20 protein-coding genes are annotated in these 17,298 nt (G+C 47.3%); 5 read left to right on the top strand and 15 right to left on the bottom strand.

Features of this window, described 5'->3' with window-relative positions; all coding sequences use genetic code 11:
• Positions 1-161 precede the first annotated feature (161 nt).
• Positions 162-1,034: an AraC family transcriptional regulator gene (locus BK126_RS08565; RefSeq protein WP_076312141.1), complete on the top strand. Its 873-nt coding sequence runs from the start codon at positions 162-164 to the stop codon at positions 1,032-1,034.
• 29 nt (positions 1,035-1,063) lie between these two features.
• Here BK126_RS08565 and BK126_RS08560 read toward each other — a convergent pair whose 3' ends face one another.
• From BK126_RS08560 to BK126_RS08550, 3 genes are read right to left on the bottom strand one after another with little or no spacing between them, the layout of a single operon-like run.
• Positions 1,064-1,888 carry a carbohydrate ABC transporter permease gene (locus BK126_RS08560; protein ID WP_305954035.1) on the bottom strand — a complete coding sequence of 275 codons (825 nt, stop codon included), beginning with the start codon at positions 1,886-1,888 and terminating at the stop codon, positions 1,064-1,066.
• Between the two features lie 25 nt (positions 1,889-1,913).
• On the bottom strand, positions 1,914-2,783 hold the full coding sequence (locus tag BK126_RS08555; protein WP_076312139.1) for a carbohydrate ABC transporter permease: 870 nt from the start codon (positions 2,781-2,783) through the stop codon (positions 1,914-1,916).
• Positions 2,784-2,785: 2 nt separating this feature from the next.
• The gene (locus BK126_RS08550; protein ID WP_076312138.1) at positions 2,786-4,033 is read right to left on the bottom strand and encodes an ABC transporter substrate-binding protein; all 1,248 of its coding nucleotides are present in this window, start codon (positions 4,031-4,033) and stop codon (positions 2,786-2,788) included.
• 337 nt (positions 4,034-4,370) lie between these two features.
• Here BK126_RS08550 and BK126_RS08545 point away from each other — a divergent pair, with 337 nt between their 5' ends.
• A complete protein-coding gene (locus BK126_RS08545) occupies positions 4,371-5,804 on the top strand; it encodes a PstS family phosphate ABC transporter substrate-binding protein (protein WP_076312137.1) in 1,434 nt (477 codons plus the stop codon).
• Between the two features lie 78 nt (positions 5,805-5,882).
• Here BK126_RS08545 and BK126_RS08540 read toward each other — a convergent pair whose 3' ends face one another.
• Positions 5,883-6,608: a hypothetical protein gene (locus BK126_RS08540; RefSeq protein WP_143757695.1), complete on the bottom strand. Its 726-nt coding sequence runs from the start codon at positions 6,606-6,608 to the stop codon at positions 5,883-5,885.
• A gap of 95 nt (positions 6,609-6,703) precedes the next feature.
• On the opposite strand from BK126_RS08540, the gene BK126_RS29060 reads away from it, so the two are divergent.
• A complete protein-coding gene (locus BK126_RS29060; protein ID WP_143757694.1) occupies positions 6,704-6,937 on the top strand; it encodes a DinB family protein in 234 nt (77 codons plus the stop codon).
• A gap of 146 nt (positions 6,938-7,083) precedes the next feature.
• Here the strand turns inward: BK126_RS29060 and BK126_RS08535 are convergent, their stop codons facing one another.
• From BK126_RS08535 to BK126_RS30120, 8 genes are all read right to left on the bottom strand, one after another.
• A complete protein-coding gene (locus BK126_RS08535) occupies positions 7,084-7,287 on the bottom strand; it encodes a helix-turn-helix transcriptional regulator (RefSeq protein WP_076312135.1) in 204 nt (67 codons plus the stop codon).
• A gap of 13 nt (positions 7,288-7,300) precedes the next feature.
• Positions 7,301-7,672, bottom strand: coding sequence for a DUF2178 domain-containing protein (locus BK126_RS08530; protein WP_076312134.1), 372 nt, complete (start codon positions 7,670-7,672; stop codon positions 7,301-7,303).
• A gap of 1 nt (position 7,673) precedes the next feature.
• Entirely contained in the window at positions 7,674-8,669 is a 996-nt protein-coding gene (locus tag BK126_RS08525; RefSeq protein ID WP_076312133.1) for a hypothetical protein, read from the bottom strand.
• Positions 8,653-9,336 (bottom strand): ATP-binding cassette domain-containing protein, encoded by a 684-nt coding sequence (locus BK126_RS08520; protein ID WP_076312132.1) that lies wholly within the window; start codon positions 9,334-9,336, stop codon positions 8,653-8,655. The genes BK126_RS08525 and BK126_RS08520 overlap by 17 nt, the downstream gene beginning before the upstream one ends.
• 11 nt (positions 9,337-9,347) lie before the next feature.
• Complete coding sequence (locus BK126_RS29355) at positions 9,348-9,509, bottom strand: hypothetical protein (RefSeq protein WP_179085525.1); 162 nt, start codon at positions 9,507-9,509, stop codon at positions 9,348-9,350.
• Positions 9,510-9,987: 478 nt separating this feature from the next.
• Positions 9,988-10,911: an AEC family transporter gene (locus BK126_RS08515; protein WP_076312131.1), complete on the bottom strand. Its 924-nt coding sequence runs from the start codon at positions 10,909-10,911 to the stop codon at positions 9,988-9,990.
• 132 nt (positions 10,912-11,043) lie between these two features.
• Positions 11,044-11,364 carry a hypothetical protein gene (locus tag BK126_RS30125; RefSeq protein WP_305954034.1) on the bottom strand — a complete coding sequence of 107 codons (321 nt, stop codon included), beginning with the start codon at positions 11,362-11,364 and terminating at the stop codon, positions 11,044-11,046.
• A gap of 2 nt (positions 11,365-11,366) precedes the next feature.
• Positions 11,367-11,864 carry a nucleotidyltransferase domain-containing protein gene (locus tag BK126_RS30120; RefSeq protein WP_305954033.1) on the bottom strand — a complete coding sequence of 166 codons (498 nt, stop codon included), beginning with the start codon at positions 11,862-11,864 and terminating at the stop codon, positions 11,367-11,369.
• Between the two features lie 282 nt (positions 11,865-12,146).
• Here BK126_RS30120 and BK126_RS08505 point away from each other — a divergent pair, with 282 nt between their 5' ends.
• Both BK126_RS08505 and BK126_RS08500 read left to right on the top strand, forming a co-directional pair.
• Positions 12,147-12,662, top strand: coding sequence for a mismatch-specific DNA-glycosylase (locus tag BK126_RS08505; RefSeq protein WP_076312130.1), 516 nt, complete (start codon positions 12,147-12,149; stop codon positions 12,660-12,662).
• Positions 12,663-12,838: 176 nt separating this feature from the next.
• On the top strand, positions 12,839-13,858 hold the full coding sequence (locus tag BK126_RS08500) for an SDR family oxidoreductase (RefSeq protein ID WP_076312129.1): 1,020 nt from the start codon (positions 12,839-12,841) through the stop codon (positions 13,856-13,858).
• A 481-nt stretch (positions 13,859-14,339) separates the two neighbouring features.
• On the opposite strand, the gene BK126_RS08495 is transcribed toward BK126_RS08500, so the two are convergent.
• Genes BK126_RS08495 through BK126_RS08485 form a run of 3 tightly spaced genes read right to left on the bottom strand, consistent with a single transcriptional unit; the run spans position 14,340 to position 17,187 of the window.
• On the bottom strand, positions 14,340-15,221 hold the full coding sequence (locus BK126_RS08495) for a sugar phosphate isomerase/epimerase family protein (RefSeq protein ID WP_076312128.1): 882 nt from the start codon (positions 15,219-15,221) through the stop codon (positions 14,340-14,342).
• A gap of 53 nt (positions 15,222-15,274) precedes the next feature.
• Positions 15,275-16,132: a sugar phosphate isomerase/epimerase family protein gene (locus tag BK126_RS08490; protein ID WP_076312127.1), complete on the bottom strand. Its 858-nt coding sequence runs from the start codon at positions 16,130-16,132 to the stop codon at positions 15,275-15,277.
• Positions 16,129-17,187, bottom strand: coding sequence for a Gfo/Idh/MocA family protein (locus BK126_RS08485; protein ID WP_076312615.1), 1,059 nt, complete (start codon positions 17,185-17,187; stop codon positions 16,129-16,131). The genes BK126_RS08490 and BK126_RS08485 overlap by 4 nt, the downstream gene beginning before the upstream one ends.
• Positions 17,188-17,298: the final 111 nt, after the last annotated feature.

The following is a 17,298-nucleotide window of genomic DNA, read 5'->3' as shown; positions in this document are numbered from 1 at the left end:
TGCTTGCAATATTGTCAATCACTCTATATATTTGGTATAAAAATAATTACAACTAATACGGTAGGAATAGTACAGTAATTAGTTTAACAACCTTGAACGAATTGAACCATATCAATAGAAGGGAATAAGATTTATCATTTTGTGGGTATCGGAGGGGTTAGATGTTTACAAATATGAAGGAAGACGTTCACGAATTTCTGGAGATTCATTTTTTTAATCCCTCTGCTTATGAGAAGGGGAGTGCTGCATGGCCCATCCGTTTAGGGGCTAATGCTGCCAAACCAGCCTATCGTATTGGACCAAGGGTAACGCCATACTACTACCTGCTGATGGTGCTTGAAGGCGAGGGGACGTTCATTCAGAGCGGAAAGACCTACTCGCTTCGCCCGGGGGACTTGTTCTGTCTCTTTCCTCAAGTTACACACGAATATTACACCGCAGAGGACAAGACGTTACGGAAAATCTTTTTTGCCTTTGACGGAAAGCACGCGCTGTCCTTGCTTGCAAGAGCAGGTCTTGGGCCGTCAAGACCCCATTTGCAGGGAGGACTGAATGATGAAGCCGTTGAGATCATGAAGTCGTGGTTCGATCACTGCCGAATGGAGCTGACCGATTTATCGCGGCTGACCTATCTCCAGAAGGTATTTGATGCACTTGCTGTGAATGAATCGAGTCTGGCTGAGACGTCGGAAGAGCCTTCTTGGGTCCAGCAGGGTAAAGAGTATCTGGAAATTCATTACGCTGGAGGCATTACCATCAAGAGTGTAGCTGATTATGTTGGCGTTGAGCGCACACATTTTACTAAAACATTCCACAAAACGTATGGTATTTCTCCGATGAAATATATGCAGGAGCTGCGGATGAATGAGGCGAAGCTGCTTCTCACAGGTACAAACTATAAGCTCGGTGAAATTGCCCAATCTGTGGGATATCCTGATCTGTTCTCCTTCTCCAAAGCGTTCAAGAGCTATGAGGGCATCTCACCAGCCAAATACCGTGAAAAACACACAAAAGGACAAGCTCTGAGGGGATAACCCTTGACTTGTCCTTTTGTGTGTTTTATTTAACCTTTGAGAGAGCCGGCCGTCACCCCTGAGATGAAGAACCGCTGTAGGAACAAGAACATGACCAGCATAGGCAGAGATATGATGACTACGCCTGACAAGAGTCCTGGATAATTCGTAGAATACTCACCCTGGAACTGCAGCAGCGCCAGCGGGAGGGTCATCTTCGATTGATCCGTAATCAGCAGGAGCGGGAACAGCAACTCGTTCCATACCGAGACGAACAAGAAAGTAGCCGTCGCTGCTAGATAAGGGACCGAGAGCGGCATCGCAATCTGGAGATACATGCGTGACTCTCCAGCTCCATCGATACTGGCGGATTCAAACACCTCTCTAGGCAAGGATTTCATGAAGCCGTTGATCATGAACACAGAGAGCGGCATAAGAACCGATACGGAGACGAGGATGAGACCGATTCGGCTGTTCGTCAGCCCCAGATCCCGCAGGAAGGAGTGTATCGGAATCATGTTGACCTGTGAAGGGACCATGAGACCAATGACGAACAGGAGCAATATTGTTTGTGATATTTTATTCTTAAGACGGTACAGTCCGAACGAGATCATGCTTGCAAGAACAAGCAGTACAGCGACTGTCGAGAACGAGACGATGACACTGTTGCTGAAATACATCAGCATCGGCTGGCTCTGAAATAAATGAATATAATTATCCAGCGAGAAGGAGGAAGGCACTCCGATCGGATTCATATAGAATTGCTGCTGGTCCTTCATCGTTGCCATGACGACAACAAGCAGCGGAAGCAAAATAATAATGGCGTATAGCGTGAGCAGCAGCTTGCCGAGCGTTCGAGCAAACAAGGGATACACTCCTCCTTTCACATGCTAGGCTTTGTTATACAGCACGGTCTGAGCGAATCGCTTTGAACTGCAAGAAGGTGACCAGTGCAATAATAGCTAGGAAATAAATCGATGCTGCCGAAGCATGCCCGAAGTTGTAATTTTGATAAGCCGAAGAATAAATATACGTCGATAAGATCTCGGTAGAGTAAGCCGGACCCCCGCGGGTCATGACATATATCAGATCAAACGCCTTAAATGATTGAATCGTTGTGTAGGCGATGACCAGTGTAGCTGCCGGTGCCAGCAGAGGCCAGGTGACGAATCGGAATATTTGCCAGCGGTTGCCGCCATCTAGTCTGGCCGCTTCATTAATTTCTTCCGGAATTCCATGCAGACCGGCCACGAACAGAATAACCATCTGACCAATATGCGCCCATGCCTGGATGCCAGCAACGGAATAAATCGCGATGGACGGATCACCCAGCCAGTTGTTAGTAAGGAAGGACAAGCCAATGCGATTCAGCACCTCATTGAGCAGTCCCAGATTTGGATCATAAATGTAAGTTCCGATAAACCCTACTGCCGCTGACGACAGAATCGTCGGGAAGAAATACAGCGCCCGCAGGCCGATGTTGGCTTTGGAATTACGGACGAGCAGAAGCGATAGGACCAGTGATACAAGCGTCTGCACAATAACTACACTGAACATGAACTTCAGATTGTTGCCGATGGCTTTGTGAAAGATCGTGTTTTCCGCGACATTGACATAGTTGCTGAGCCCAACAAAGTTCATCGTATCCGACATGCCGTCCCAATCTGTGAAGGAGTAGTAGAGCCCCTGTAAGGTGGGATAAATAAAAAACACGAGATACAAGAGCAGGCCGGGTACGAAAAACCAGTAGATTGATTTGCGTACACCCATAATTACAGGTTCAACTGCTGGTCAACAATGGCTTGGGCATTCTCAGCAGCCTTCTCCGGTGTAATTCCTGACATCACTTCCTGAATCGAGCTGGTTACCGCTTTTTGAATCTCAATATTGGTAATGAGGTAACGAGGCTGGAAACGAGTGTTCTTTGTACTCCAGTCACTAATGGCTGTCAGTGCTGGCGATGTATATTCAATATCCTTGACAGGGACATCCTGCTCGGTTTCGTTAGCTACCTTGCCCGCAGCTTCTGCTGTACTTAAGAATTCAAGGAATTTCTTCGCTTCATCTGGATGCTTCGATTTACTGTTTATGCCCAGCATGAACGTTGTTGTATGAATGCCTTCGTATGTCGCTTCGTCAGCAGGCACTGTGATCGGTGCAAGCAGGTTCAGATCTAATTCGGGGTTACCCGCGAGAATGGCAGACATGGAATAGGAGCCTGTTGCAATCATGGCTGCTTTTTCCTGAGCCATTAGGGCGATCGCACCATCCGTGTTCGTACCCAGCGCACCTTCCTGGAAGTAACCCTTGTCATTTAACTCCTTAAACTGAGCAAGCGTCTTAACCCACCATTCATCTGTCAGCTTCGCTTCTCCAGACTCCAGCTTGGCAAAGATTTCTTCGTCCGGTGCATTATTCATCATCATCGGGTTCATGAATTGACCGGGACCGATATCTGCGCCGGGGAAGGCAATGGGGATAATACCCTCGCTCTTCAGCTTCTCGCAGAGGGCGAGGAAGCCTTCCCAATCGGTCGGCGGCGTAAGACCATATTGTTCAAAGAGTCCGGCATTATATACCGGCACATTGTAGATCAGATTGTAGGGCAATGCATACTGTTTGCCGTCCTTTGCACCGGATTCAATCAGATCAGGCTTGTAGTTATCGACGAAGGCCTCACCTGTCAGATCCGTATATAAACCGGCCTTCAGAATGGATTCGAACTGGGCTCCCGGGAAGGATGCGAACACATCACCGACCGAACCATCCATGAGCTTGGCTTGCGCCGTCGTTTGATACTGCTCGGACGGGAAGGTCTGCATGGTCACATCAATATTAGGATTCTCGGTTTCGAATTCACTGATAAGCTCGTTCCATACAGCAGCTTCGCTGTTCCAATGAATAAAGCTGATTTTTACTTTACCGCCTTCCGAGCTGCTGTTGTCGCTTCCGCATGCGCTGACAACCAGAGACAAAGCCAGGGTAATTATAGCCATCGTGGAACGTTTTTTCTTTTTCATGAATAAGCCTCCTCCGTAGTCTACATAAACAAAAAAACGACAGAAGGATAGATCCTTAGTATCCATTGTCGTAGAATTCAAACTTCAAAAGAGCATAAATAAATAACCTACTAAATTAGTTGGAATAGTGTGCATTAGCATCATACCACTTCCCGGTATCATTCAGCAATGTAAATTCGTGTTGTTTGAATTTTGTAATTTTGTGGTTTGCAATGATATTTATCACTTATAATATAAATTCTTCGGTACAACTTTTTATGGAAAGTTACGTTTATATTAGGTAAGGTAGAACTGGTTTGTTAGACACTTTGTCGTAGAGAAATAGGGGGCATTAGTAATGACTGATAAAAATGAAGCACCAAAGAAGGGGGAAGTTAAATCCTCCAAATGGGGGTTGTGGTTTAGAAAAAGCATCGTATTCTGCTTAATGTATGTTGTGCTGTCTTTCTTTTTTGGGGGAATTATAGGTGTTCCGGCGGGAAAGCTGCTGTTACATCATCAAGTACCTGATCTTGGTGTGTTTCTGATCGCGGCGGTTTACTTCTATTTAATGGTTACCGTGTTTGTGAGTTTTGGTGCGTATGTATCCAGAGAGATAGGGGCGTATTCGCGAATTCTTCTACTGTCGATTATACCGCTGCTTGCATTCGCTCTTTATTATTGGGGGCTGGGAATGCAGCTGTCAGACGGAGATGCGAGGGAGCTGTGGAGCTCGTCCTGGATGTGGTATTCACTGAATCTATACTGGGCAAATCCGGTATTGAAAGTATTATCCGCATATGGTGCGGGAATGGTCGCTGTTACGTTAGTTGCGGCACTTGTCCCGAGTATATGTTTCATGCTTGGTATTGTGATGCAAGGGAGAGCTAAGGTAGCCGTGAAGCAACGCACCCGAATGCTCGTATGGGGGGCGTTTCCTGTACTGGGCGTTCTCGCACTGCTGATTTCCATGGCGGTTCCAAAGGGGAGCTATACGGTGGATCAATATCCACAGATTGATGGCGCGACGGCAGCTATTCCTTTTGCTGAGAAGCTGAAGGCTGAACTAACCGGTGTTAATCAGCTGAGAGCAGCGGAAGATACCCGGTTTAACACGACCCATGAGGCCTATCTTAACCTAATTGAGGGACGGGCGGATCTGATCTTTGTTGCAGGCCCTTCTGAAGATGAGGTCTCCACAGCAACCAAAAATGGGGTGGAGCTGGAGCTTCATCCTGTAGGGAAGGATGCATTTATATTTTTGGTGAACGATCATAATCCGATCAGCGGTCTGTCAACAGAGCAGATTCAGGATATATACGGCGGGTTTATTACGAACTGGAGTGAGGTCGGAGGGAAAAATGAGCCGATTCTAGCTCTGCAGCGCGAGGCCAATTCCGGCAGTCAGACCTTTATGGAAAAAGGAGTCATGGCCGATGCGGTACTCACCGAGGTGCCGAAGGAACAGAAGGTCAGCCTGATGGGCGGCTTGATTGACCGAGTGGCCGCATACAACAATGAAGAGAATGCCATCGGGTACTCGTTTCATTATTATGCGAGTGAGATGTATCAGAAAGAAAACGTCAAATTTTTGGCAATCGATGACGTGATGCCGAGCAGGGACACCATCCGTTCTGGTACATATCCGTACACTGCTGAGCTCTATGCTGTAACCCGATCGGATCTGCCGGAGGATCATGCAGCACGGGAGATAGTGGAGTGGCTTCAAGGAGAGGAAGGCCAGCAGCTTGTGGAGGAGGGGGGCTTCATTGCAGTTGGTGAAGATGAGTAAAAGAATAAAAGATAAAAAGAGTAAAAGATTAAAAGATTAAAAGATTAAAAGATTAAAAGATTAAAAGATAGTGCTGGCTCAAGGGTGCTGCGTTCGCGAAAGTTTCGTCCGATCGTTCTTGTCCGGGAATGGCATAGGATTAGATAAGAAGGAAGCCATTCCCTCCCAAATACGAGCGCTACGCTTCTCCCGATAACTTTTCGCTCCCTCCGCAGGGGAGCCAGCGAAGAGAGCCATTCCTTCCTCATCTTCGATTGGAAGGGGCGGCTTGTGAGAAGTCCGGCGTGTGAGGCAGCCGGACACTCTTGGGTTGGGGGTGAAGCTGCGAAGTAAAGAACTTGTGTGCTGGCTCAAGGGTGCTGCGTTCGCGAAAGTTTCGTCCAAGCGGCTACGCTTCTCCCGATAACTTTTCGCTCCCTCCGCAGGGGAGCCAGCGAAGAGAGCCATTCCTTCCTCATCTTCGATTGGAAGGGACGGCTTGTGAGAAGTCCGGCGTGTGAGGCAGCCGGACACTCTTGGGTTGGGGGTAAAGCTGCGAAGTAAAGAACTTGTGTGCTGGCTCAAGGGTGCTGCGTTCGCGAAAGTTACGTCCAAGCGGCTACGCTTCTCCCGATAACTTTTCGCTCCCTCCGCAAGGGAGCCAGCGAAGAGAGCCATTCCTTCCTCATCTTCGATTGGAAGGGACGGCTTGTGAGAAGTCCGGCGTGTGAGGCAGCCGGACACTCTTGGGTTGGGGGTAAAGCTGCGAAGTAAAGAACTTGTGTGCTGGCTCAAGGGTGCTGCGTTCGCGAAAGTTACGTCCAAGCGGCTACGCTTCTCCCGATAACTTTTCGCTCCCTCCGCAGGGGAGCCAGCACAAGAAGCATCTCTTCCTCATCTTCGATTGGAAGGGGCAGCTTGTGAGAAGTCCGGCGTGTGAGGCAGCCGGACACACTTTGGTGAGGGTGAAGCTGCGAAGTAAAGAATTTGTCTACGTAGAATGGCTCTCAGCCCAAACGGATGTAAAACAGAAGATACGGCTAAACAATCCATTTACCAAAGTACCTCAAACCCGCATATCGGAAGTGCTGATTCAATTAGTTAATCACGGAGCCTATCACAGGGGCTTGTATCGACTAGGCTATCGACAATAGGCTTAAAGAGGACAAAAGTGTATGTGAGAATTTCATCGCTTTTCCAGCTCTCTATAAATACTATGGCTTGGTTCACCATCATAAATACCATTCTTTGAATAGATAGCAGCGTCGGGTGGTGAGTATTCATGCTCTCGTGGGAATTACTACTTTGGAAACTCGAAAATCTCCTCAATCTGCACACCAACAGCACGCGAGATGTCAATCGCCAGTTTCAGCGATGGGTTGTACTTTGCCGATTCAAGCCGGATAATAGTTTCGCGCCGGACACCGACCTTGTTTGCGAGTTCCTCCTGAGTGAGTTCAGCAAGCTGACGGTACTTCTTTAAATGGCTGATGTACTGTTCCATACATATTCCTCCGTTAGTGCTTTTCATAATACCAAAACGCCACAGCGTAGGTGATAAATGTCCCTGCCCAGCCGAGTGCGGCTATCAGCACGATAATTCCCTCTGGAATGTTCATACAAATGCCGAGGCCTATCGCAAACAACCCGATAGCGGGAATGAACATCGTCGTCGCTTTCGCTTTTAGTCGGTTCTCCTCGTAACGCTCGTCTGGCATCTCGGCGGCGATCCGTGCCGTAAAGTAGAAACTGAAAAAGCTAAAGAAACTGAAATAGAACAAATCGGGCGTTTCGTTGGTTAAGAAGTATCGGAATCCTAAGAACCCTCCGAAGCCCAACAACCATATAAAAGATTGATATTTCCTCGGCGGTCTTCTGCTTTTGAACATATCAAAACCCTCCTGTCAAAATCGCTATCAGTAACGCCAACAACAGCATAAAGCCCGGCACAACGTATTTGCGCGGGTGATGCCACAAGTCGCTCTGAACCTTCCAGTCGAGGAGCGGATACTTCATTTCCAGCCCGACGGAAAGACCGGCGCTGATGACCGCAAACAGCAGAGCGACCGGTATCATTATTGGAGCAAAGCTGCCTACCGCGAACCACCAAGCCATCAAATATATCCCACAAGCGACAACGTTCACTGTCGTAATGAACAGTGCGTATGGGAGCAAAACGCCCCCAGATTGCCGGGGCAAATGCTTAATTTGCCTGTATAAGTCTCTATCGCTGGACAACAAGATGCCGAGTGGAGTATTTAGGCACATCAGCGCGAAGCCAAGTGGCAGGACGTTTGGAAACTCACTCTTGCCCGCGATTGCGGCGAATACGCAACCGAAAGCCCACAATACGACCGTGTTACCGAGGTAGGTCTTGTTGTTCAGCAGATACCGAAGTAGATAGACGGTGAAGTTATGCCGTCTGTAGTTGATGTAGCGATATGCTGACACCCTCTTTTCAATGCGGAAAACGAGTGGATATGTCACCAACCCGCTGACAATAAAACACACGAAGAACCCGACCAAAGCCGATAAGCGAAGATCGCTAACCGCCAAATACCCAATCAGTAACAACCCCGTCTTGGTGAGTAGTGTATAAAGCGCAACCGCCATATAAAATGCCGCGTGAAACTGAGTGGGGCTTTCCGGTAGCATAAGCTGTCCGCGCAAGCTGTTCACGGTATCCTCCGATGACAGCACCTGCACAAACCCGCCAACCGTTGCTACAATGGTAGCCAACCACAACACAATCGGTGTGATTTCGAGCACTAACCCTGATGAACGCAAGGAAAACAGCACAATAGCCCAAACCACCAGTGTTTTCGGGACACGCTCATACTTCGAGCCCATAAACTTTTTCAGATTGGCGTTAAGAATCCGTGTCATTGAGTGCCTCCCTGATTTTCTCCGCGTCAATCTGTCCTTGGAAAAACTCACGGCTTATTGCACCATTTTCAAGCACTAGAACGTGGTCGGCGGTCAGGCAAATGCTCTCCAAAACGTGGGAGGAGAACATTATTGTGCCGTGTTGCCGGTAGCCGTTTATCAGCGAGTACAGGTATTCCGTGCTTTGAAAGTCCAGACCGTTCACAGGTTCGTCAAGCATAAGCAGGGGTAGGCGTAGCGCAAAGCCAGTAATAAGAAATACCTTGCGCCTATTTCCGGTGGACAGATCACGAATCAGCACACGACGGTATTCATTAAAACCGAAGCCACCCGTCAACTCATCCACTACAGCTTTATCGACTGTCTTTCCATATGCTGTAAAAGCGTGAGAGAGGTACTCGTTGAAAGTGTAATATTGAAACGAAGCGTCCTCAGAGAAAACAGTGTAGCGGCTCGATTTGAAAGTGAGATTTGTGAAGTCTACACCGCCTTTATACTCTTTATGAACACCTGATAATGTATTGATAAGCGTGGATTTCCCCGCTCCGTTCAAACCGATAAGTCCAACGACTTTATTTCGTTCCAGTCTGAGCGATAAGTCTTTAATGACTGGGCTGCCTTTGCGATACCAGATACTTAAGTCGTTGATGTTTAGTAATTCTCCCATAGTACTACCACCTATTGTTTTTTGTTGACCTTGAATGCTGAGTATAGAAATAACACACCGACGAGGATAGGCAATACGCCGTTCCACCATTCAAGGTTACCGCGAACGAGAACAACCACACCTGAAATAACCAAAATCACGCCGCCCAAGATGCGAATAACCTTAAGTCTCATAATAAACCTCCCTGATTTCGTGACAAATAAATCACTTAATGTTACAATTACATCACATTTTTATTCCAAATACAAGAGAAGATTTTTTATATACGAAACTTGCGACCAATCATGTGATTATTAAGTATTACGATAATATAGCTGCATGATAGCTGTGATATGGAGGGGACTCATGAAAAATTGGTCGTTTGAATAGGATGACACAGGATGCCGTTATATTATTCAGTCTTGCGAAACGCCTGACCTGTCTTTAGATGAAATTATAGAAGACTTTGATCGTCGCTTTCCGGATGCGGTTAGAAAGACAATCTATATTGATACGTGTGAGCTTGAACTTCACAGTGACTTTAAACCGATGTCTATATTTAGTGAGAGGGACGCCTATTATAGTAAAAGGAATTACACAATTCTTACCTACTTTTAAATTACAAAAAGCCTGGATCGACCATCAAGTGTCGATACCAGGCTTTGCTTCTGTTTATGCAAATGATTTTGCTAATGCGATAAGTCCGATTAGGGTGATGATGTTAAACAATGTAGAGATAAGCACGGTCTGTGCTGCAAAATCCGGTTCGTTCTGATACTCTTCCGCCAGAATGGAGGAGTTCACGCCTGTCGGCATCCCAGACGCAATAATCAGGGCCTGAGCCGTAATGCCTTCAAGTCCAAGTGCAAACACCAGTGTGATACCGATGGCGGGACCCACAAGCAGACGGATAATCATACTGATGTATACGCTGAGTCTGCCAAACCGGAGTGGATATTTCATAATCTGGGCTCCAAGCGTCAGGAGAGCAACAGCTACCATAGAATCTCTGGCATAATCGAGCGGCATGGAGAGGAAGGTCGGCAGCGGCGCATCAAGAACATTCCACAATATTCCGAGCAGCAGCGCATAAGGAACCGGCATTTTTAAGAAGCCGATGATGACACTTCGGTAATTCCCTTTCAGCTTGGCCCCTTGAATAGACAGGACCCCGTACGTAAAAGTCAGCAGGCTTTGCATCGACATAATGAAGGCCTGAACCGATGCAGCCATTGGATCTCCCTTAAACACAAGTGCACTGATGGGCATTCCGTAGTTTCCGGCATTATCCAGCATAATACTGTTGTTGAAGGCCGCCTTCATGCCTTTGCTGAATTTAAAGGATTTGGAGACGATGGACCCGATAATATATAAAATGAGTGCATAGAAAAAGTAGAATAAAACGATGGTCCCGAGCAGCTTTCCGGACATTTCGGATAGATACATGCTCATGAACACGGCAGCAGGTGTAATAAAATAAAAGTTTATCTTCGAAAGTGTGTAGAGATCGAGATTGAACGCACGCTGCATCAGTGACCCCACTGCAATAAGTACAAATACAGGCAGAACCACTTCCAGCAAGATGTCTGCAATCATGAAGTTTTCAGCTTCTTTCTATCAAGTTATGTAACATTTCTAAATGTTTTCAAAACACTCGTTACATTATAGCACTTTAGAGAAGCTATGGAGACGGAAGTTTGTTACTTTTTCGTTTTAATATCGTTTACATTATAATTTATTGGTCTCTTCGATTAAGTCTTGAAGCTTCGCCGCCGCAAGCGTCAGCTGATGTGGATCAGGGGAGAGCAGCTCTATAATCTCATCAATGCGCTGCTTATAGTGAGCAGGCTTCAAGTCAAAACCTTCAATCAGCTGAACCGCCCGTTTTTCGTTGATGCAGTGCTGTTCATTCTTGGCGAACAAGATCTGGTTCATGCAGGACAGGCTTCTGAACACATGACCCATCACATAATAGCTGTCGTCTTTGGTGACATATTTCTGAGCAAGCATTAAGGAGAAGGAAGCTTCAAACGAAAAGAAATCGATCATACTCAAGCCCCAGGATAAGGGGTAATTTGTTGTTTCAGTGAGGCAAGATGGTGGTCAGAATCAACCAAAACTTGAGCAATCGCAAGTTCCCCCATGTACATCCCGTTCATATAGGCATGAGGATGTCCTGGCTGATAATTCGCATTGATTTTTCCGCCAAGACAATCGTGAATGACTTGCTCCACACGCTGCATATCCCGCAGGATCAAATCGACATGACAGCCATCAATAACAAACCAGCCTCCGGCATTGACCCATGGACCCCAGCCCCCTATCGGTGTAATGGGATGGTCAACAGGCTCATCATTTAGATCCTTCACAGCCTTATTGATCTCATCAATGCTAAATCCTGACTTCAAATCGTAATATACGCCGATATCTATATCCGAGTCCGCTTGGTGGGTTCCTCTCGCACGAGAGCCGCCGAGAACGACACCGACGATGCCGGGAACAGGGGATAGAAGGGCTGTTATCTTATTCAGTAACGGAGTGATATTCATTTTAATCAGCCTCCAGTTCAATTGTTTTATATGGAATGTATTAGCATAGGGTTAAATGAGAGAGATCATTGTGATAATAATAAGCTGTGGAGATTACATTCTCCTCCTCACAGTCACTTGGTTGCGAATGAAGTTGGTAGCAGCTTGGGTTCTTTTATCATCGTTCGGGTATTGTGTATTATGGAATCCAGAAACTTTATTTCACTATACTTTACCAAAAAATACAAGAAGAGATCTACTAGTAGATCATTGTAGAAATTTTAGCTAAGGAGCTTGTTAAATATGGAGGCAATTCTAGATCATTTGGAGCCGGGCCTACAGATCGTATTTATCGGCTTTAACCCAAGCATACGTTCAGGAGAAACCGGACATCATTATGCCAACCCACGGAACAATTTTTACCGGATTCTATATCAGGCGGGTCTAACACCTCGTCTGTATCAAGCGGAGGAAGACCAAGATTTGCTGAAGCTGGGTTACGGGTTTACCAATATTGTGGCAAGACCGACGAAAGGCATTGAAGATATTACGAAGGAGGAGTATGCGGAAGGCAGAATCCTTCTGAAAAATAAGCTGGAGAAGTACAGACCGGAAGTCGCCTGCTTCGTCGGCAAGGGTGTATATGCCCAGTATTCCAAAAAGTCAAAGGCGCATTGGGGCTTCCAGCCAGAGCCTTATCTCTCAGGTATGCACGAATTTGTAGCCCCTTCCTCCAGCGGGCTGGTGCGAATGCCAATGACGGAGATTATTGAGATCTATAAGCAGCTTGGCGATTATATTCATCGGGAGAGAAGCTGAACAGAATGAGGGCATCTTGCAGAAGGAGTCTATTGCAGGGTGCTTTTTTAGATGGGATGAAAGGAATATGAGGACTGATGTCGAAATACGGACATGATGGACAGAAAAAAACGATCTCAGTAAAGCGTAAGAAAACGGAGTAACGCCCGGTTATATTCTAGCGGAGGTGGATAAACATGAAAGCGCTTTTTATTGGAGGCACGGGTACCATCAGTTCTGCGATCACTCGCCAGCTGCTCGAACAAGGATGTGAGCTGTATCTGCTCAATCGAGGGAATCGGAACGAAAGCTTTGCAGCAGGAGCTGCGGTTCTGCAGGCCGATATAAACGATGAGGAGCAGGTTGCCAGCCTGATTCAGGATCTGCAGTTTGATGTCGTGGCGGATTTTATTGCATTTCATCCAGCCCATGTGGAGCGGGACTACCGCTTGTTTAAGGATAAAACCAAACAGTATATGTTTATCAGCTCAGCTTCAGCATATCAGACACCGTTGTCGGACTACCGTATTACAGAAGGAACTCCATTGTCCAATCCGTACTGGGAGTATTCCAGAAACAAGATCGCATGTGAAGAGTATCTAACACAGCAGTATCGGGAGCATGGATTTCCGATCACCATCGTTCGACCAAGCCACACGTATGATGAAAGATCAATTCCGCTTGGTGTTCACGGCAGCGGCGGCTCATGGCAGGTTGCAAAGCGCATGCTTGAGCATAAGCCGGTTATTATTCATGGAGACGGTACAGCACTATGGACGATGACCCATAACCGTGATTTTGCCAAAGGCTTTATTGGTCTGATGGGGAATATCCATGCCATTGGTGAAGCTGTCCATATTACCTCGGATGAGACGGTCACCTGGAATCAAATCTATGAGATTATAGCCGACAGCCTTGGTGTGAAGCTGAATGCCGTTCATGTGGCGTCAGAGTTTCTGGATGCGTGCAGCACCCAAGACTTTAGAGGAAGTCTGCTTGGCGATAAAGCCAACTCCGTCGTGTTTGATAATTCCAAGCTGAAGCGGCTGGTCCCTGATTATGTGGCTACGACTCGGCTGGATCAAGGAATTAAGGAAACGGTCCAATATATACTTGCGCATCCAGAGCTGCAAAAAGAGGATAAGGAATTTGATATTTGGTGCGACAAAGTCATTCAGGCGCTTGAAGCGGCTGCAAATATACTCGCTGAAAAATAAGCGGCGCAGCCAGCCAACACGAATTTCATAAAAAAGGGTCCGACATCTGCTTCTGCAGTATCGGACCTTTTTCATAATCCCCCCACATCAGTTAATAAGAAGTGTGGGGGATGCTCTTAACAGAGGTTGGCTGATAAGCGAAGAGAGCGAAGGGGTACAGAGAGAAGCGTCAGCGTTCGTAACCAAGAACGATCGAACGTACCTTTCGCTATCGAAGCGGCGCAGCCTGCCAAGACGAATTTCATAAAAAAGGGTCCGACATCTGCTTCTGCAGTATCGGACCTTTTTCATAATCCCCCCACATCAGTTAATAAGAAGTGTGGGGGATGCTCTTAACGGAGGTAGGCTGATAAGCGAAGAGAGCGAAGGGGTACAGAGAGAAGCGCCAGCGTTCGTAACCAAGAACGATCGAACGTACCTTTCGCTATCGAAGCGGCACAGCCGCCAACATCCTGCTTTTCGCCAACTCCATACGATCAGCTCAATATCCCCTAAACTTCTTAATAAACTGTACCGCCTTCTTAATATCTTCCTCCGGTGTACTGCCCACCTCACGCTCAATGGTCAGATAGCCTTTGTAGCCGATCTCCTGTAAAGCGGCAAAGTAAGCGTCAAAATCGACCTGACCTTCACCAAGAGGCACTTCCAAAAAGGCCGCTCCCGAGGAGGCCATCTCGGCAATCTTCTCATGCGTCATCCCTTCATAGCCGAGATAACCATATACCTCCTTAGGATCAATCGGTCTGATCTGCCGGCCGTCCTTCACATGCGTATGAACGATGTAATCCTTAAGCAGCTTTACACCTTCGACGGGATCATCGCCAGTCACCATGACCATATTGGCAGGATCGAAGTTGACTGATACTCCGTTTGTACTGAGAGAATCAAGGAAGCTCTTCAGATGGGCAGCGCGTTCAGGGCCGGTCTCGATCGCAAAATAGGCATTCATGCTCTTCGCATAGACACCGAGCTCTTCACAGGCTTCCTGCATCGTGCTGTAAATAGAGCCATTAACATCATCCGGGACGATGCCAATATGTGTGGTAACCACATCGGTGCCCAGCTCCACAGCGAGGTCTAGAATGCGCTTCGAGCGTTCGATCTTCTCACGGTTTGCAGCCGCATCTTGAAAGCCATGTCCGCCTAAATCGCCGCACAGTGCAGAGATTTCGAGTCCTAAGTCGGCAATATAGCTGCGCAGCTGCTTGCGGTCTGAGCTTGTTAAGTTCTCAGGAGCCATTTCTCCGGATACCGCATAGATTTGCACACCCTCTGCGCCAACCTCCTTGGCTTTCACGAGCCCGCCCTTGAGTCCTGCCTGGAAACTGTCCGATATGACCCCGATCTTATTTGAAAAAGACATATAGTACCTCCTTATCTACATTCGTTCTTAATTAAAGCTGAGGATTTCGTCTGCTAGACTTCGTCCCATATTCTTCTTACGTTGGCGAGTCCTGCTCTCGAACCCAATTCGCAGTCTTCCAATCCTTCGAATTCGAGGCTCAGATAGCCGTCATAACCGGAGGATTTGATAAGCTTGATAATATCACGCATTGGAAGATCTCCTTGCCCGGCGACGGCACCACGCAAATATTGGCCCGCTGTGGATGTGAAGAAGCCCTCGCCTGGATGCTGCCCTGCCGGACGAACATAGAAGTCCTTGATATGCACAATGGAGGCATAAGGGAGGTTGTTCTTCACAGCAGCGATGGGCTGCTCGTCGGCACACAGGAAGTTTCCGATGTCCAGTGTTGTTTTAAAATTAGGCAGCCCTACAGCATGGATCAGTGCCTGTACCCGATCGCTCTGCTGGATGAAGAACCCATGATTCTCCACACTCGTCGTGATTCCATATGGAGCTGCATATTCTGCAATGCGGCGGCAAGCATTCGCCAGCTGCTCCAAATGAGCATTGAAATTAGCGATGGATACATCCGGGGATGAGGCCACATCATGACGCATTAATTTGACGCCAAGCTGATTTGCAATATCTACCTCTCGCTTCACTCTGGCGATTTCCTGTTCATAAGCGTCCGCATCATTCAGCAGAAAATTAGCACCGATCGCATAGTTAGAAATTTCGAGTCCCCGGTCAGCAGCTTTGGATACGATGGTATCGATCAGCTCAGGCTGCTCCGTGAGATTGAAGCCGAGCGGGACGATCTCCACATGTTCTCCGCCATGATCGGCAGTGAAGTCAATGACATCCTCGATCGTCATTTTACCGCTGCGCAGTGCCTGATACAGGCTGTAGGTGCTGAGTCCGAGCTTCATAGATACACTTCCTTCCCTGTGCTGGCAGATTCGTAAATGCCGCGAAGGATCTTCATTATCTCTACGCCGTCCTCAACAGGACTGATCGGCTGCTTGCCCGTCTGTACACACTCCACAAAATGGTCGATCTCGCTCTGGAATGCTTTCTCAAACTGGAAGCCCTTGCTGTCGGTCTGAGGCTTGATGTTAATAATCGTATCGTGTTTCTCAGTGACAATGACCACTTCCGGATCGATTTCGAATCCACCCTTGTCACCGTATAGCTTAACAACACCTTCATTTTCCTTGGCATGCAGCGTGAAGCTCACATCAACGAGCAGCGTTGCCCCATTCTCGAACCGGATTAGTGCATTGGCCAAATCCTCGACATCATTACTTTCTGCACTGTAGTCTGCTGCTTTATAAGAAGATAGATTTTTAATATTGGAACGGTTGCCTAATTTGCGGTAAGTGTTGCCGCTGACGGATTTTACTTTGGGTCTGCCCATCATATACCAGCATAGATCAATGACATGGACGCCGATATCAATCAGCGGACCTCCGCCGGAGCGTCTTGAATCCGCGAACCAGCCGCCTGGATTCCCGAGTCTGCGGATATAGGAAGCCTTGGCATAATAAATCTCACCGAATTCTCCGTTGTCTGCAAAAGCTCTGAGCATCTGTGCATTCGGATCGTATCTGCGGACAAATCCGACTTGAAGTATTTTGCCGGATTCTTTAACCGCCTGCTCGATCTTAAGAGCTTCTTCCACCGTCCGGCAGAGGGGCTTCTCCACGAGGACATGCTTGCCAGCCTTGAGAGCGGCGATGCTGATCTCGGCATGGGTATCATTCCAGGTACAGATGCTGACAGCATCGATCTCCTCATTGGCCAGCAGCTCGTTATAATCGCTGTAGGCATGTGGAGCTCCGTATTCTTCCGCTGTTTTTTGTGCTCTGTCCAGATTCATATCACAGACCGCGAGAAGTGTTACATTCGGATTATTTTTATAAGGAGTTAAGTGATATTGAGAGATGCTGCCTGCACCAATGACGCCAACTTTAAGTGTACTCATATGTAATTTCGTGCTCCCTTCAAACTCTGTAATAGGATATACTGGATAGAAAGAACCGATCTTCGCTGCATCCATTCTAAACGCTGAAATGCTAAGAAGTATGCGCTGTCA

Origin of the sequence: Paenibacillus sp. FSL H7-0326 (assembly GCF_001955535.1) — a bacterium.
Lineage (GTDB): Bacteria > Bacillota > Bacilli > Paenibacillales > Paenibacillaceae > Paenibacillus > Paenibacillus shunpengii.
The sequence above is the reverse complement of the archived record's forward strand: the minus strand, read 5'-3'. Positions and strand labels throughout refer to the sequence as shown.

Excerpts from the sequence above, each read along its gene's own strand:
- BK126_RS08565 (WP_076312141.1), top strand. The coding sequence starts at position 162 with ATGTTTACAAATATGAAGGAAGACGTTCACGAATTTCTGGAGATTCAT.
- BK126_RS08530 (WP_076312134.1), bottom strand. The coding sequence starts at position 7,672 with ATGTTCAAAAGCAGAAGACCGCCGAGGAAATATCAATCTTTTATATGG.
- BK126_RS08505 (WP_076312130.1), top strand. The coding sequence starts at position 12,147 with ATGGAGGCAATTCTAGATCATTTGGAGCCGGGCCTACAGATCGTATTT.
- BK126_RS30120 (WP_305954033.1), bottom strand. The coding sequence starts at position 11,864 with ATGAATATCACTCCGTTACTGAATAAGATAACAGCCCTTCTATCCCCT.
- BK126_RS08545 (WP_076312137.1), top strand. The coding sequence starts at position 4,371 with ATGACTGATAAAAATGAAGCACCAAAGAAGGGGGAAGTTAAATCCTCC.
- BK126_RS08535 (WP_076312135.1), bottom strand. The coding sequence starts at position 7,287 with ATGGAACAGTACATCAGCCATTTAAAGAAGTACCGTCAGCTTGCTGAA.
- BK126_RS08525 (WP_076312133.1), bottom strand. The coding sequence starts at position 8,669 with ATGACACGGATTCTTAACGCCAATCTGAAAAAGTTTATGGGCTCGAAG.
- BK126_RS29355 (WP_179085525.1), bottom strand. The coding sequence starts at position 9,509 with ATGAGACTTAAGGTTATTCGCATCTTGGGCGGCGTGATTTTGGTTATT.
- BK126_RS08555 (WP_076312139.1), bottom strand. The coding sequence starts at position 2,783 with ATGGGTGTACGCAAATCAATCTACTGGTTTTTCGTACCCGGCCTGCTC.
- BK126_RS08500 (WP_076312129.1), top strand. The coding sequence starts at position 12,839 with ATGAAAGCGCTTTTTATTGGAGGCACGGGTACCATCAGTTCTGCGATC.
- BK126_RS08495 (WP_076312128.1), bottom strand. The coding sequence starts at position 15,221 with ATGTCTTTTTCAAATAAGATCGGGGTCATATCGGACAGTTTCCAGGCA.
- BK126_RS08520 (WP_076312132.1), bottom strand. The coding sequence starts at position 9,336 with ATGGGAGAATTACTAAACATCAACGACTTAAGTATCTGGTATCGCAAA.
- BK126_RS08485 (WP_076312615.1), bottom strand. The coding sequence starts at position 17,187 with ATGAGTACACTTAAAGTTGGCGTCATTGGTGCAGGCAGCATCTCTCAA.
- BK126_RS08490 (WP_076312127.1), bottom strand. The coding sequence starts at position 16,132 with ATGAAGCTCGGACTCAGCACCTACAGCCTGTATCAGGCACTGCGCAGC.
- BK126_RS08515 (WP_076312131.1), bottom strand. The coding sequence starts at position 10,911 with ATGATTGCAGACATCTTGCTGGAAGTGGTTCTGCCTGTATTTGTACTT.
- BK126_RS30125 (WP_305954034.1), bottom strand. The coding sequence starts at position 11,364 with ATGATCGATTTCTTTTCGTTTGAAGCTTCCTTCTCCTTAATGCTTGCT.
- BK126_RS08550 (WP_076312138.1), bottom strand. The coding sequence starts at position 4,033 with ATGAAAAAGAAAAAACGTTCCACGATGGCTATAATTACCCTGGCTTTG.